Consider the following 14,785-nt stretch of genomic DNA (forward strand, 5'->3'; position numbering starts at 1 on the left):
TCAGTGGTCTTCGCGGCGACGCCGGAACAACCGGGTGCCCAGCCACACCACGGGATCGTAGCGGCGGTCCGCAACCCGCTCCTTCATCGGGATCAGCGCGTTGTCGGTGATGTGAATGCCCTCGGGGCACACCTCGGTGCAGCACTTGGTGATGTTGCACAGCCCGAGGCCGTGCTCGGTCTGCGCGGCGTCACGCCGGTCGGCGGTGTCGAGCGGGTGCATCTCCAGTTCCGCGATCCGCATCAGGAACCGCGGACCCGCGTAGTCATCCTTGTTCTCCTCGTGGTCGCGCACGACGTGGCAGACGTTCTGACACAGGAAGCACTCGATGCACTTGCGGAACTCCTGCGACCGCTGCACGTCCGCCTGTGCCATCCGGTACTCGCCGGGAGCGAGATCCGGTGGCGGCGTAAACGACTCGATCTCGCGGGCCTTGACATAGTTGAACGACACATCGGTCACCAGGTCCCGGATCACCGGGAAGGCGCGCATCGGGGTGACGGTGACGACCTCGTCGGGCGCGAAGGTCGACATCCGGGTCATGCACATCAGCCGCGGCCTGCCGTTGATCTCGGCGGAGCACGATCCGCACTTGCCCGCCTTGCAGTTCCAGCGAACCGCCAGGTCCGGCGCCTGGGTGGCCTGCAGCCGGTGGATGATGTCGAGCACCACCTCGCCCTCGTTCGCCTCCACCGTGTAGTCGCGCAGGTCGCCACCGTCCGCGTCCCCGCGCCACACCCGGAAGGCCGCCCGATAGCTCATGTCTCGTCCGCCTTCCCTGGATGGTCGGCCAGTTCCTCGTCTGCTCTCCCCGGATGCTCCGCAAGCTCCGCATCTGTGTAGTACTTGGCCACCTCAGCGAAGTCGAACAGCGCGAACAGGTCCGGGCGCATCGGCTGCTGCGGTTCGGACGTGATGGCGATGCCGGGAACAACCCTCCCGCCGGGGTCCGGCCCGTCGACGAGGCTGCACACCAGCAGGGTGCCGCGCCAGGACGCGTCCATGCCGGGGTGATCGTCGCGGGTGTGCCCGCCCCTGCTCTCGGTGCGCAGCAGCGCCGCCTCCGCGACGCACTCGCTGACCAGGATCATGTTCCGCAGGTCCACCGCGAGATGCCAGCCGGGATTGAACTGGCGATGACCCTCCACCGTCACCGACTCGATGCGGCGGCGGATCTGTTCGAGCTTCTCGATGGCGGACCGGATTTCGCCGTCGGTGCGGATGATGCCGACCAGGTCGTGCATCACCTGCTGCAGCTCCAGGTGCAGGGCGTACGGGTTCTCGGCGAGCATGCCGTCGGCGGGCGGGTCGAACGGGGCGAGGGCCATCGCGGCCGCCGCGTCGACGTCCCGCTGATCGACATTCGGGCGGCGGGTGAGGGATTCGACGTACGTGGCGGCGCCGAGGCCAGCGCGACGCCCGAACACCAGCAGGTCGGAGAGCGAGTTGCCGCCGAGCCGGTTGGAGCCGTGCATGCCGCCCGAGCACTCGCCGGCCGCGAACAGTCCGGGGACACAGGATGATCCGGTGTCCGGGTCCACCTCAATGCCGCCCATCACGTAGTGGCAGGTTGGCCCCACCTCCATCTGTTCCCTCGTGATGTCGACGTCGGCGAGTTCGAGGAACTGGTGGTGCATCGACGGCAATCGTCGCATGATCTCGTCGGCGGGCAGCCGGGACGCGATGTCGAGGTAGACCCCGCCGTGTTCGGTGCCGCGTCCGCCCTTGACCTCAGAGTTGATGGCGCGGGCCACCTCGTCGCGGGGCAGCAGGTCGGGGGTGCGCCGTGCGCTGTCATTGTCGACGAGCCACCGGTCGGCCTCGTCCTCGGTTTCGGCGTACTGGCCCTTGAACACCGGCGGGATGTAGTCGAACATGAACCGGGCACCGTCGGAGTTCTTCAGCACACCGCCGTCGCCGCGCACGCCCTCGGTGACCAGGATGCCCTTGACGCTGGGGGGCCAGACCATCCCGGTCGGGTGGAACTGAATGAATTCCATGTTGATCAGCTTCGCGCCGGCTCGCAGTGCGAGGGCGTGCCCGTCACCGGTGTACTCCCACGAGTTGGAGGTCACCTTGTAGGACTTGCCGATTCCGCCGGTCGCCAGCACCACCGCGGGTGCGGAGAACAGCACGAACCGGCCCGATTCCCGCCAGTACCCGAACGCCCCCGCGATCGCACCGGCATGGCCGTCCCGCATGAGCTCGGTGACAGTGCACTCGGCGAAGACCTTGATCCGGGCCTCGTGGTCTCCGGTCTCGGCGAAGTCCTCCTGCTGCAGCGAGACGATCTTCTGCTGCATGGTGCGGATCAGTTCCAGCCCGGTGCGGTCGCCGACGTGCGCGAGACGTGGATAGGTGTGGCCACCGAAGTTGCGTTGACTGATCCGCCCGTCCGGGGTGCGATCGAACAGCGCCCCGTACGTTTCGAGTTCCCACACCCGGTCGGGGGCCTCGCGGGCATGCAGTTCGGCCATCCGCCAGTTGTTCAGGAACTTGCCGCCGCGCATGGTGTCCTGGAAGTGCACCTGCCAGGAGTCCTTCGGGTTCGCGTTGCCCATCGCGGCCGCGCATCCGCCCTCGGCCATCACGGTGTGTGCCTTGCCGAACAGCGACTTGCACACGACGGCGACCCGCAGCCCCCGCTGCCGGGCCTCGATCACCGCGCGCAGTCCGGCGCCGCCAGCGCCGATCACGACGAGGTCGTAGTCGTGCCGCTCCACCTCGGCCACCGGTACTCCCCTCGGTCGGTCGGCTGACTGCCGCTGTCAGTTCACGAAGCGCAGGTCGGTGATGGTTCCGCTGGCGACGAGCATGATGTAGAAGTCGGTGAGCATCAGCGTGCCGAGCGTGGTCCACGCGAGCTGCATGTGCCGGGTGTTGAGCGCACTCACCCAGGTCCACAGCCGGTAGCGGACCGGATGCGCGGAGAAGTGCTTGAGCCTGCCGCCGACGGCGTGCCTGCAGGAGTGGCAGGAGGCGGTGTATCCCCAGAGCAGGAGCACGTTGACCGTGATGATGACGTTGCCGAGTCCGAAGCCGAATCCCCCTGTGCCACCGTGGAATGCGAGGATCGCATCGTAGGTGTTGATTGCGGACACGACCAGCGCGACGTAGAAGAACCAGCGGTGCGCGTTCTGCAGGATCAGCGGCAGCCGGGTCTCGCCGGTGTACCGGGTGTGCGGTTCGGCGACCGCGCAGGCCGCGGGCGCGAGCCAGATCGACCGGTAGTAGGCCTTGCGGTAGTAATAGCAGGTGAGCCGGAAGCCGAGCAGGAACGGCAGCGACAGGAAGGCGAGCGGGACCCACATCGGCAGCTCGCCGACCCAGACGCCGAAGTGGGTCGAGCCGGGGACGCACGACGCGCTGACGCACGGCGAGTAGAACGGCGTCAGGTAGTGGTACTCGTCGACCCAGTACGCGGTGCGCACGAAGGACCGGACGGTCGCGTAGACCACAAACACCGCGAGGCCGAGTGTGGTCAGCAGCGGCGGACGCCACCACCGGTCCGTGCGCAACGTGCGTGCCGCGATGGAGGCGCGGGTCGGCGATCGGACACCGGTGGCGGATCGCGCGGGTGCACTCACCGCTGGTGCGGGTGGCCGCCGACGCCCTCGTCGTCGGCGCCCTGCCACAGCGCCTGGTCGTACGGCCCCTCCGGGACCGCGACCCGCTCCGACGCACCGACCGGATGCGCGAGTCGCGGCGGCGACTCGTCGAGGTCACCGGCGTCGATCCCGAGGCGTTCGACGTCGTTGGCGAGCCGGCGGACGACCGACGCGTCGCCGTACATGTTCCGCAACGAGCCGACGCACTGGCGCAGGTGTCCAATGGTGCGGTGCAGCTCCATCACTTCGCTGGTGGACATGTGAACCTCCAACCACAGAGGATGTGATGGCTCTCACAGTACGGCAGTTGCCGGGCCCGCGGGCACGAAAGTCGGGACGCCGTCGCGCCTGCGCGACGCGCGAGACACACACGGACGCCGACCGGGCCATCACTGGACCCGCCCGAATACCAGCGCGACGTTGTGTCCACCGAATCCGATCGAGTTGCTCACCGCATACTCGATCGTCTGGCGACGCGGGGATGCGCACACCACGTCCAGATCGATTGCGGGGTCCAGATTGTCGAGGTTGAGCGTGGGCGGCACGATCTGGTCCCGCAGGGTCAGAATGCTGATGATCGCCTCGAGCGCGCCGACCGCCCCGATCGAGTGACCGAGCGCGGACTTGGATGCGTAGACGGACGCGTGCGGGGCAACGGCAGAGATGGCTACCGCTTCCGCGGCATCGCCGACCGGCGTCGACGTGGCGTGGGCGTTGACGTGATCGACCTGAGCACTCGTCAACGACGCGGTGGCCAATGCGCCGCGCATGGCTCTCGCGATCCCGGCCCCCTGCGGGTCGGGGGCGACGATGTGGTGCGCGTCGGAGGTGATCCCCGCGCCGAGCACCCGACCGTGGATGGTGGCGCCGCGGGCACGGGCATGCTCCTCGGATTCGAGCAGCAACAGCGCTCCCGCCTCACCGAACACGAAGCCGTCGCGGTCCCTATCGAATGGCCGTGACGCGCGCTCGGGCTCGTGATTGCGGGTGCTCATCGCGCGCATCATGGAGAAACTCGCAATCGACACTGCGTCAATCTGCCCCTCGACGCCGCCAGCGACCACGACGTCGGCGTCACCGGCCCGAATCAGGCGCCATGCCTGCGCGACCGCCTCCGATCCGGACGAGCACGCCGAGACTGGCGTGTACACACCACCTTTCGCGCCGATCTCCAGCCCGACGGTCGCCGCCGGACCGTTGGGCATGACCATGGGCACCGACATCGGGGGAACCTTCCGGTACCCGCCCTCCCGCAGCGCATCGACCGCGCCGATCAAGGCCTCACCCCCACCGAGTCCGGTCCCGATCGCGACGGCGAGCCGCTCGTCGTCCACGTTCGGGGTCCCCGCCTCACGCCACAGTCGGCGGGCGAGGGTCAACGCGCACTGCTCAACGAAGGACAACCGACGCTGTTCGACGCGGGTGAGCTGTGCGGAGGGGTGGGAGACCAGCGTGCCGCCGATCGCCACGGGCAGACCGTAATCGGCAACAAACGGCGCATCGAGTGACCGGATCCCACTGCGCCCCTCCAGCAGGGCCGACCACGTCGAATCCACATCATCGGCGAGCGAGGTCATCGCGGCCATCGCGGTCACGACGACCGATCGACCACCACCCGTTTCTGTACCACTCGCTACATTCATGGTCGACATCAATACCTGTACCGTTCGCTACAGTCAAGGCATGGCGCGTCCGCTCGATCACGACAAACGAATCCACCTGCTCGGCGACGTCGTCAGGTACATCAGTGAGCACGGCCTAGTCGACCTCTCGCTACGCCCGCTGGCGGCCGCACTGGGAACCAGTTCCCGCATGCTCATCTACTACTTCGGCACCAAGGAAGAACTGCTGGTGCAGGCGTTGGCAACGCAGCATCCCGACCTCGGCGCACCCCTGGAGTGGGTGTCCGATCCCGACAGCCTGCGCCTGCACCTGGAGGAGCTCTGGACGTCGACAACCGTGGGCGAGTCCTCGATCAGCGCGGGAATACTCCTGCAGGTCATCGGTGTAGCGCCCCAACAACATGGCCTCTATGAGGACTTCGCCCGTTCGGCAATGAACCGCCTCGTCGGAGCCGTGACTGACGCCATCGTGCGGTGTGGATGCACCCCGCGGGATGCGGCGTCGCACGCGACGGTTGCGGTCGCAGGGCTCCGCGGGATCCTGCAGGACAGGCTCATCACTGGCGATATCGACCGGACAGATCGCGCTGCCATGCAGTTGATCGACCTGATAACCCGCACCGCCGAGGCAGCGGCACCTACGCAGTGACCTCGCACGAATGCAGACCGGACACCAAATCTGACCGACGAGCGACAGCCCGGGATGCGGCTGTGCGAGGTTCGGGGCTGCCGCACGACCAGGCGCAGCAGCCCCCTTCACTCTTCCGTCGAGCATCCGACCGGCGAGCACCAAGTCCAGAGGTCGCGTTTCCGGCGCAGCGCCAGTTCATCAAAGAACTGGACACCCTGCCCGGCGACAGTGACGGCTAGCGCCGCGTTCCTATTCCGAATATTGTTGCGCAGCAATAGAAAACATGTCGAACAACCTTGCGATCGAACGGCTGTGCGAGTAGAGTTGGGACATGGAACTCGACGAGATGCTCACGACACCCACCCGGGTGGAGCCGTGGCGCCTCGACGAGCAGACTCTGCTGGCATTAGTCCCGGAACTGTCGCATCACCTGCGCCTGCTCGATGCCCTCCGCGTCCGCCTCGTCCACGAGATTCACGAACGCTCGATCCCCACCACCCTCGGGGCATCGTCAACCCAGGCCTGGTTGTCCGAATCCTGCAAGCTCACCCCCGGGCAGGCCAAGCGGATAGTCGCCGCCGGACAGAGCCTGCACAACCGTCCCGAGGTCGCCGACGCCTTCACCTCGGGCTCGGTCGACGCCGATCAGGTCCGGGCAATCACCAATCTTCTCGACGCCATCCCCGACCTGCTCGCCGGCATCGACCCCGACCACTCAAACGGCGAGTACATCGACCCGGTGGCCGAATGCACACAGCAGTGCACCGACTACCTCGTCGCCAGCGCCGAACAGGAGCACTCCGCCGACACCGCGAACCGGGTCGCCGCCCTGAAGTCCATGCTCGAACGCGATCACGACGGCCCACCCCCTGATGACGAGAACGAGCAGCTCAATGAGTTCTTCGCGTCACCGACCGCAGGCGGGCGGGTCCGCGTCAAGGGCCACTTCGACAAGGTCACCGGCGAGCAGCTGCTGAGCGCCCTGTCCGCGCTCTCCGCACCGCGGCCCGGACGCAACAACACCCACGGCGACCAACCCGAGGACCCGCGCAGCGCACCCCAGCGCCGCGCCGACGCCCTCTCCGACATCGTCCGCCACTTCCTCGATTCCGGTCAGGCTCCCGGCGAAGGCGGCGAGAAGCCGCACATGACGATCTTCGTCGGCGTGAACGACCTTGCCACTGCCACTGCCGCTGCCCGCGCGACCGGCAACGCCAACGGAAACAGGAACCGGGGCTCGGGTCACGAGCGCGTGGGTCCCCGATCCGACGACTCGCGGACCCCAGACGACGCGCACGACTCGGGGTGCGGCAGTACCGAACCCGCCGACGATCATCGCGCCCGCTCCTACATCCGCCGCGGGCCGTCATGGATGCCGTGGCTGGGACCGATCGGCATCAGCACCGCCGTCATGATCTCGTGCGACGCCACCGTCACCGCCATCTCGATGGACGCCAACGGCAAGCCCCTCGACGTCGGGACCACCACCCGCGTCATCCCCCGCCGCATCCGGCGCGCCCTCGACGCCCGAGACTGCGGATGCGCCTTTCCGGGCTGCGGCCGACCCGCCGCGTGGACCGACGGTCACCATATCCACCACTGGTCGAACGGCGGGCCGACGAAACTGTCAAATCTGGTGCTGCTCTGCCGATTCCACCACCGATTCATCCACAAGGGCGACTGGCAGGTCCGGATCGGCGCCGACGGTCACCCTCCCCCAAGCACTTCGTGCAGGGGGCACCCCCAGGTTCACTCCCCCGCGATGGGTCGACCCCGATCGACAACCCGTCCCAGCCCACAACCGAAGACAGCTCATCCACGTCGGGTGAAGCGAGTCCTCCAGCAACCGAACAGATCCGGCCCGGACCACGACCCCACCAGGGGTCGCGGACCGGGCCGGTCGGGGTACGTGCGCCCCGTCGCTGCCGAGTCCGCACGGCACACCCTCGGGTGGAACCGGCGGGCCTCACCGCGAGAGTTGCGAGAACACGAAGTATCCGTCGCACAGAACCCCACCGACCCAACCGACGATCGCCGCCGCGGTGGCGGCCACCGTCGCCTCGACGGACGGAGCAGGATCGGACAGTGCTGTCGAGGATGGGCCTCCCGATATTGTCATGTCTCAGGACATCCAGGACAGATCTGTCTCAGGACTTCGAGGACAGTTTCTGATACCTGGTGGTCCTGTCGAGTGTAAGAGAGCGGGCGATCGTGTCGCCGATCATGACGGTGACACGATCGCCCTGCCAGTAGACGGCAGCGGTGGTGTTCTTGTACCGGCGACCGATGACGATCACCAGCCCATCGAACTGAACCACTCCGGTACCCGACACGGAACGTTCGACACAGCCCGACCGAGCACCCTTCCGATGGACCGGATGCGCGGGAGGTGTGGCCTCCCAACGCTTTTTCGGGGTCATGCCGCCGATGCCTTGGTGACGTCGGTTGTTGTAGACCTCCCGGTAGTGGTCGAGTTGGACCTGCAACTGGGCCAGTGTCGCCGCGGGTGGTTGCTTGGACAGCCACTTGCGCAACGTCCGATGCGCGCGTTCGTTCTTCCCACAGGTCTGCGGGTGGGCGACGGACGTGCCGAGGGCTGCGAGGTTGCGTTCGATCTCCGCCATCGACCCGCGGTGTTTGCCGGAGAACGCCAGACCGTTGTCGGAGAGCAGGTTGGCGGGGATACCGTGCCCGTCCATGGCGCGCTCGAGCGCCGCCCAGGCGTCGGCGGAGGTTTCGGCGCGGGCGGCGTAGGAGCATACGTCCAGGCGCGAGTGGTCGTCGAGAACCTGCAGGATGCACACCTTGCTGCCGTCGGCGAGGTAGTGCTCGAGTCCGTCGATCTGCCAGCAACCGTTCGGTTCGGCGAACTCGAACCTGCGGCGGGTGCGGGGCCGCTTGCGGGGCTGCGGGACGATGAGGCCTCGGTCGGTGAGCACCCGGTACACCGTGGACCGTGACGGTACCGGTTCGAGGCCCTCGTCCTCGTGGCGCCAGACGATGGAGATCGGACCGTTGTCGAGCCCTTCGTCGTCGAGTTCCTTGCGGGCCCGCACGATCGCCTCGCACACGTGTGCCGCTGTGGTGGTCGGGCTTGTGTGGGGTCGAGTCGAGCGGGTGGTGAAGGCGCCAGCTCCCTCGTCTCGGAATCGGTTGACGAGCGTGTAGAAGGTGTTGCGGGAGATGCCGTGCTCGCGGCACAGGCGGGACACGTTCACTCGTGTCCCGCCTGTGTGCTGTGCGACTGCCGCGACGATGTCCGGATTCATTGAAAACCCTTTTCCGCCCATCCCCGACTGTTGCAGGGAGCGGGCTGTCAGGTGTCCTCGATGTCCTGGGACATCAACTGTCCTGCATGTCCTGAACTCAGACAATGGGCCTCCCATGGGCCTCCCGATATCAAGGCGTGCACACGGTCCAACGGGCCGGTCAGCCGCGCCGCTTGTGCCCACTCCGCGACGGCCGGACCGGCGCCGATGCACCGCGAAGCGCAGCTGCCCCGACAAGCGCAGCTACACCGTCCAGCCAGCCCGGAGCCGCGGCGGTGAACGCCCCACGGTCGAGCCGCCCGGAACCCTCCGGGATCCTCCCGACCACCGGAACCCCCGTCACCTCAGGAAGGTCGTCGATGTTGCAGCGCATCGCCAGGTCGGGTTCCGCGGGCCAGGATCCGATCACCGTCCCGGCCACGCCGACCCCCGACTGCCGGGCGGCCGCGACGGTGAGGGCACTGTGATTGAGGGTGCCGAGCCCGGCGGCGGCGACGAGCAGCAGCGGGGCGCCGAGGTCGGCGGCGACGTCGGCGAGGGTGAATCCGCCCGCACCGAGGCGGACCAGGAGTCCGCCCGCACCCTCCACGATCGTCAGGTCGTGGGCCGCATCCAGGGCACGGACCGCCGCGACCACCGCCCCGCGCTCCAACATCGGCAGGCCCGCGCGCCGGGCGGCGGTGTCCGGCGCCAACGGTTCCGGGTACCGCGCCAACTCCACCACGTCGACCACACCCGCCAGCCGTTGCACCTCGGACAGATCCCCGTCCGCACCGACGGCGACCCCGGTCTGCGCGGGCTTGCACACGGCGACCGACAGCCCGTCGGCGAGCGCACAGGCCGCGAGTGCTGCGGTGGCGACGGTCTTTCCGACATCGGTCGAGGTCCCCGTGACGCACAGGATGCTCATGCGGGCACCACGCTCGGTCGACCCGCGGACGACAGCACCTCGACAAGCACCGACCCGATGACCTCAAGATCGGGGTCGGTCAGGTTCGCGCGCGCCGTCAGCCGCAGCCGCGACGTCCCGGCTGGCACCGACGGCGGCCGGAAGCACCCGACCTGCAGGCCGCGGTCCAGGCACGCGAGGGAGGCGTCATACGCGACCTGCGGGTCACCGAGAATCACGGACACCACAGCGGATTCGGGATCCGGTACCCCGGTGATCCGCGCGAGGTCGCGGGCTCGGCCGAGGACGGCGGCGGCCCGTTCGGGTTCACGCCGCAGCACCGCCAGCGCCCCGCGGGCCGCGCCGACCGCGGCGGGGGCGAGGCCGGTGTCGAAGATGAACGTGCGCGCGGTGTCGATCAGGTGCGCCCGGATCCGCGCGTCGCCTAGAACGACGCCGCCCTGCGCGGCAAGCGATTTCGACAGGGTCGCCGTGACGACCACGTCGGGTTCCCCCGCGAGACCCACCTCGTGCACCAGCCCGCGTCCGCCGTCACCGCGGACCCCGATGCCGTGCGCCTCGTCCACCAGCAGCAGCGCGCCGTGTTCACGACACGCGCGGTGCAGCGCCAGCAGTGGGGCGAGATCGCCGTCGGCGCTGAAGACCGAGTCGGTGAGCACCAGCGCCCGCGGTTCGGTGCGGGTCGCGAGCGCGGTCGCGACCGCATCGACATCGGCGTGCGGGGTGACGACGACCCGTGACCGGGACAGCCGGCAGGCGTCGACGAGGGAGGCGTGGCACCCCGCATCGGACACGATCAGCGTGTCCCGACCGGCGAGCGCGGTGACGGCGCCGAGGTTGGCGGCGTATCCGCTGGCGAAGACGAGCCCGGCCTCGGCATCGACGAACTCGGCGAGTTCGCGTTCAAGCAGTTCGTGTTCGGCGGTGGTGCCGGTGACGAGCCGGGAGCCGGTGGATCCGCCGCCCCAGCGGCGCAGCGCGACCTGGGCGGCGTCGAGCACCTCGGGGTGCCGCGCGAGGCCCAGGTAGTCGTTGGAGGCGAGGTCGACCAGCGTCGACCCAGCGGTCCGGGGCCGCAGTACGCGTCGCAGGCCTGCCGCTTCCCGGGCGGCTGCCTGGTCGTCGAACCAACTCAGAGCGTCATGGAATGCCACGACTGCGCACCATACGCGCTCACTTGAACGGTGTTCAAGTGAGCATGTCGCCGCTCAACACTGCGACGACGCGGTCGCCCCTCCCTCCCCCTGACTCCGCGCCGCCGCGACCATGCCGCCCGCGATCGCGGCGACATCGTCGGGGGTGCACACGTACGGCGGCATCGCGTAGATCAGCTTCCCGAACGGGCGCAGCCACACCCCGGCGCCGACGGCGGCGGCGGTCGCCGTGCGCATATCCACCGGCTCGACCATCTCGATCACGCCGATCGCACCGAACGTCCGCACGTCGGCGACCCCGGGCAGATCGCGGGCCGGAGCCAGTCCGGCGTCGAGCCCCGCACCCACCGCCGCGACCTCGGACCGCCAGTCCCGCGACAGCAGCAACTCCACCGCGGCGACCGCGACCGCACAGGCGAGCGGGTTACCCATGAACGTCGGCCCGTGCATCACCCCGCCGCCCTCCCCCGCGCTGATCGCCTCGGCGATCCCGGTCGTGCACAGCACCGCGGCCAGGGTCAGGTATCCGCCGGTCAGCGCCTTCCCGACGCACATGATGTCGGGTGCGACGCCCGCATGGTCGGCGGCGAACAGTTCGCCGGTGCGCCCGAAACCCGTCGCGATCTCATCGAAGATCAGCAGCAGCCCGTGCTCGTCGCACATCCGGCGCAGCTCGGCGAGGTAGCGCGGATCGTGGAACCGCATGCCGCCCGCACCCTGCACGACCGGCTCGACGATGACGGCGGCGAGCTCGTCGGCGTGCCGCACCAGCAGCTCCTCAAACTCGGCGACATAGTCGGCGTCGAAGGCGCGCGGCGGGGCCGGCGCAAACAGCTGCCCGGCCAGCACGTCGGTCCACATCGAATGCATGCCGCCGTCGGGATCGCAGACGCTCATCGGCGCGAACGTGTCGCCGTGGTAGCCGCCGCGCCAGGTCAGCAGCCGGTGCCGCCGCGGCCGCCCGATGGCCCGCTGATACTGCAGCGCCAGCTTGATCGCGACCTCGACGGACACCGACCCGGAGTCGGCGAGGAACACCTTGTCCAGACCGTCGGGGGTGATCGCGACGAGCAGTTCCGCGAGCCGGGCGGCCGGTTCGTGGGTCAGCCCCCCGAACATCACGTGGCTCATCCGCCCGAGCTGCGCGGTGACGGCGGCGTCGAGGACCGGATGCCGGTAGCCGTGGACGGCCGCCCACCAGGAACTCATCCCGTCAACGAGTTCGCGGCCGTCGGCGAGGCGGAGCCGGGTGCCGAGCGCGCTCTCCACCACGAGCGGGTCGGTGCTCGCCGGGAACGCCCCGTACGGATGCCACAGGTGGGCGGCGTCGAGGGCCGAGATGCGTTCGGGCGAGTAGCGCGCGGTGCTCACACGGTGCGACGTTAGCCTGACCGTGCAACGCGACGCGTGGGGTGGGGGTCCCGGCCACTCTCTTAGACTCTGCGGTCGACACCCGAGCCCGACACACCCGAACTCGATACACCGCAGGCACCGAGGGAGAGCTTTGCCCGTCCGCACGACCACACCCGTCACCACGACCGCTCTCCCTACGCCCGCGACCCGCTCGACGCATCGCGCCGACCTGGACGGCCTGCGGGGCCTAGCGATCGCGCTCGTGGTGGTGTTCCACATCTGGTTCGGGCGGGTGTCCGGTGGCGTCGACGTCTTCCTCGCCCTCGCCGGGTTCTTCTTCATCGGCTCACTGGTGCGCGGTGCGGAGTCCGCGGGTTCGCTGGATCCGCGTCCGGTCCTGCTGCGCACCGCCCGCCGGCTGCTGGCGCCGCTGGTGCTGGTGCTGGCCGCGACGACGGTCGCCGCCACCCTGCTGATCGCGCCGACGGCCTGGCTGGCGCTCGCCGAGCAGGGTCGCGCGGCGCTGTTGTTCTGGGAGAACTGGCATCTGGCGGAGACGGCAAGCGACTACCTCGCTGCGGATCCGTCGGTCAGCCCGCTCCAGCACCTGTGGTCGATCGCGGTGCAGGGCCAGTTCTACCTGCTCGCGCTCGCGGTGGTGTTCACCCTGGCGTGGCTGCTGCGGATGCGCCGGATCGCGGTCCGGGGGCCGGTCATCGCGCTGCTCGCGGTCGCGACCGCGGTCTCGTTCGCCTACGCCACCTTCGGCGAGCGGCCGCAGACGTGGATGTACTACGACACCGGGGCCCGGTTGTGGGAGCTGCTCGCGGGCGGACTGCTCGCCTGCATCGCGCCGTACCTGCGGGTGCCGCGGGTGATCCGGGCGCTGCTCGGGGTCGCGGGCGTTGCGGCGATCGTCGCGACCGGGATGGTGCTCGACGGCCGCAACGACTTCCCAGGACCGTGGGCGCTGGTGCCGGTCGGCGCAACGATCGCGGTCATCGTCGCTGGCGCCGCGACCCTCGACACCCCCGCCGCGCGGCTGCTGGCGTCGCCGCCGCTGCAGCGGCTCGGTGACATCGCGTACTCGCTGTATCTGTGGCACTGGCCGGTGCTGATCTTCACGCTGATCGCCATGGACCGCCCGACCATCGGCCTGCGCGGCGGCCTGCTCGTCATCGGGATCTCGCTGGTCCTCGCGGAACTCACCACCCGGCTGGTCGAGGAGCCGATCCGCCGCGGCGCGCCGTCGCTGCGGCGGCGGGCGCTCGTCGGCGGCGTGAGCCTGCTCGGGCTCGCGGTGGTGGCCACGACGACCACCTGGATCGGCATCGTCGCGTCGGAGTCGGACCAGCTGCACAGGATCGCCGCGCTCGACGCGGACCGCTATCCGGGTGCGGCCGCGATCATCGGCGGGGTCGAGGCCCCGCCCCGCGTGGAGCAGCCGTCCCGGTACGTCGCGCACCTGGATCTGCCGGTCACCACCGCGGACGGCTGTCTGCCGGGCGGCGGCGAGCTGGAGGCGGTGCACTGCGTGTACGGCAACCCCGCCGCCACCCGCACCATCGCCGTGATCGGCGGCTCCCATTCCGAACACTGGTTCCCCGCGCTCGAGATCATTGCCCGCGATCGCGGGCTGCGGCTGGAGACCTACATGAAGGTGGGCTGCCCGGTGATGCTCGCCGCGCCAGGCGCCGAGCCCGAGGAGTGCGAGGCCTGGTCGGAGGGCGTCGTCGACGCGCTGGCCGCCGCGCCGCCGGACCTGGTGTTCAGCACCGCCACCCGCCCGCTGCCCGCCTACGAGCCGGGTGAGCACACCCCCGACGGGTACGTCCGACTGTGGACGCGGCTCTCCGAGCTCGGCATCCCGATGGCCCTGATCCGGGACACCCCGTGGCTGTCCGAGAACTCGGTGAACTATCGGGCGGCGGACTGTCTCGCGGCGGGTGGCACCAGCGTGAGCTGCGGAATCGACCGCGCCCGGGTGTTTTCCGAGGTCGACCCGTCGCTGGCCGCGACCGCGGACCTGCCGCTCGCGCACACCCTCGACCTGTCGGACTGGGTGTGCCGGACCGACCGCTGCCGGGTGGTGGAGGGCAACATTCTGGTGTACCGGGACAGCAACCATCTGACCACCGCCTACGCGCGCACCCTCGCCCCCGAACTCGACCGACAGTTGGGCCGGGCCAGCGGCTGGTGGTGACTGCCCGGTGCGACCGGATGTCGCATCGAGGCTAG

At 69.3% G+C, this 14,785-nt stretch carries 12 protein-coding genes; 3 read left to right on the top strand and 9 right to left on the bottom strand.

Annotated elements, in window-relative coordinates:
- The 5 genes from ACFWQG_RS12085 to ACFWQG_RS12105 all read right to left on the bottom strand — a co-directional run bounded on the left by ACFWQG_RS12085 (position 1) and on the right by ACFWQG_RS12105 (position 5,260).
- Positions 1 to 762 carry a succinate dehydrogenase/fumarate reductase iron-sulfur subunit gene (locus tag ACFWQG_RS12085; protein WP_378507854.1) on the bottom strand — a complete coding sequence of 254 codons (762 nt, stop codon included), beginning with the start codon at positions 760 to 762 and terminating at the stop codon, positions 1 to 3.
- On the bottom strand, positions 759 to 2,732 hold the full coding sequence (locus ACFWQG_RS12090) for a fumarate reductase/succinate dehydrogenase flavoprotein subunit (protein WP_378507855.1): 1,974 nt from the start codon (positions 2,730 to 2,732) through the stop codon (positions 759 to 761). Before ACFWQG_RS12090 ends, ACFWQG_RS12085 begins: the two co-directional genes overlap by 4 nt.
- 36 nt (positions 2,733 to 2,768) lie before the next feature.
- The gene (locus ACFWQG_RS12095) at positions 2,769 to 3,587 is read right to left on the bottom strand and encodes a hypothetical protein (protein ID WP_378507856.1); all 819 of its coding nucleotides are present in this window, start codon (positions 3,585 to 3,587) and stop codon (positions 2,769 to 2,771) included.
- Complete coding sequence (locus ACFWQG_RS12100) at positions 3,584 to 3,868, bottom strand: hypothetical protein (protein WP_378507857.1); 285 nt, start codon at positions 3,866 to 3,868, stop codon at positions 3,584 to 3,586. Before ACFWQG_RS12100 ends, ACFWQG_RS12095 begins: the two co-directional genes overlap by 4 nt.
- Before the next feature lie 129 nt (positions 3,869 to 3,997).
- A complete protein-coding gene (locus ACFWQG_RS12105; protein ID WP_378507858.1) occupies positions 3,998 to 5,260 on the bottom strand; it encodes a KasA/KasB family beta-ketoacyl-ACP synthase in 1,263 nt (420 codons plus the stop codon).
- A 31-nt stretch (positions 5,261 to 5,291) separates the two neighbouring features.
- On the opposite strand from ACFWQG_RS12105, the gene ACFWQG_RS12110 reads away from it, so the two are divergent.
- Both ACFWQG_RS12110 and ACFWQG_RS12115 read left to right on the top strand, forming a co-directional pair.
- Entirely contained in the window at positions 5,292 to 5,879 is a 588-nt protein-coding gene (locus tag ACFWQG_RS12110) for a TetR/AcrR family transcriptional regulator (protein WP_378507859.1), read from the top strand.
- A gap of 313 nt (positions 5,880 to 6,192) precedes the next feature.
- Positions 6,193 to 8,058 carry a DUF222 domain-containing protein gene (locus tag ACFWQG_RS12115; RefSeq protein ID WP_378507860.1) on the top strand — a complete coding sequence of 622 codons (1,866 nt, stop codon included), beginning with the start codon at positions 6,193 to 6,195 and terminating at the stop codon, positions 8,056 to 8,058.
- Here ACFWQG_RS12115 and ACFWQG_RS12120 read toward each other — a convergent pair.
- The 4 genes from ACFWQG_RS12120 to ACFWQG_RS12135 are packed head-to-tail and all read right to left on the bottom strand — an operon-like array spanning position 8,009 to position 12,565.
- The gene (locus ACFWQG_RS12120; protein ID WP_378507955.1) at positions 8,009 to 9,247 is read right to left on the bottom strand and encodes an integrase core domain-containing protein; all 1,239 of its coding nucleotides are present in this window, start codon (positions 9,245 to 9,247) and stop codon (positions 8,009 to 8,011) included. The two genes, ACFWQG_RS12115 and ACFWQG_RS12120, sit on opposite strands and share 50 nt — an antisense overlap.
- Before the next feature lie 43 nt (positions 9,248 to 9,290).
- Positions 9,291 to 10,040 carry a dethiobiotin synthase gene (gene bioD / locus ACFWQG_RS12125; RefSeq protein ID WP_378507861.1) on the bottom strand — a complete coding sequence of 250 codons (750 nt, stop codon included), beginning with the start codon at positions 10,038 to 10,040 and terminating at the stop codon, positions 9,291 to 9,293.
- Entirely contained in the window at positions 10,037 to 11,194 is a 1,158-nt protein-coding gene (locus ACFWQG_RS12130) for an 8-amino-7-oxononanoate synthase (protein WP_378507862.1), read from the bottom strand. The genes bioD and ACFWQG_RS12130 overlap by 4 nt, the downstream gene beginning before the upstream one ends.
- A gap of 54 nt (positions 11,195 to 11,248) precedes the next feature.
- Positions 11,249 to 12,565: an adenosylmethionine--8-amino-7-oxononanoate transaminase gene (locus ACFWQG_RS12135; protein WP_378507863.1), complete on the bottom strand. Its 1,317-nt coding sequence runs from the start codon at positions 12,563 to 12,565 to the stop codon at positions 11,249 to 11,251.
- A 133-nt stretch (positions 12,566 to 12,698) separates the two neighbouring features.
- On the opposite strand from ACFWQG_RS12135, the gene ACFWQG_RS12140 reads away from it, so the two are divergent.
- Positions 12,699 to 14,750 (top strand): acyltransferase family protein, encoded by a 2,052-nt coding sequence (locus tag ACFWQG_RS12140; protein WP_378507864.1) that lies wholly within the window; start codon positions 12,699 to 12,701, stop codon positions 14,748 to 14,750.
- Positions 14,751 to 14,785: the final 35 nt, after the last annotated feature.

Origin of the sequence: Rhodococcus sp. NPDC058532 (assembly GCF_042719255.1) — a bacterium.
Lineage (GTDB): Bacteria > Actinomycetota > Actinomycetes > Mycobacteriales > Mycobacteriaceae > Rhodococcus_G.

Bases quoted from the DNA above. Each gene is read 5' to 3' on its own strand.
- ACFWQG_RS12085 (WP_378507854.1), bottom strand. From the start codon at position 762: ATGAGCTATCGGGCGGCCTTCCGGGTGTGGCGCGGGGACGCGGACGGT.
- ACFWQG_RS12110 (WP_378507859.1), top strand. From the start codon at position 5,292: ATGGCGCGTCCGCTCGATCACGACAAACGAATCCACCTGCTCGGCGAC.
- bioD (WP_378507861.1), bottom strand. From the start codon at position 10,040: ATGAGCATCCTGTGCGTCACGGGGACCTCGACCGATGTCGGAAAGACC.
- ACFWQG_RS12100 (WP_378507857.1), bottom strand. From the start codon at position 3,868: ATGTCCACCAGCGAAGTGATGGAGCTGCACCGCACCATTGGACACCTG.
- ACFWQG_RS12105 (WP_378507858.1), bottom strand. From the start codon at position 5,260: ATGTCGACCATGAATGTAGCGAGTGGTACAGAAACGGGTGGTGGTCGA.
- ACFWQG_RS12115 (WP_378507860.1), top strand. From the start codon at position 6,193: ATGGAACTCGACGAGATGCTCACGACACCCACCCGGGTGGAGCCGTGG.
- ACFWQG_RS12120 (WP_378507955.1), bottom strand. From the start codon at position 9,247: ATGGGAGGCCCATTGTCTGAGTTCAGGACATGCAGGACAGTTGATGTC.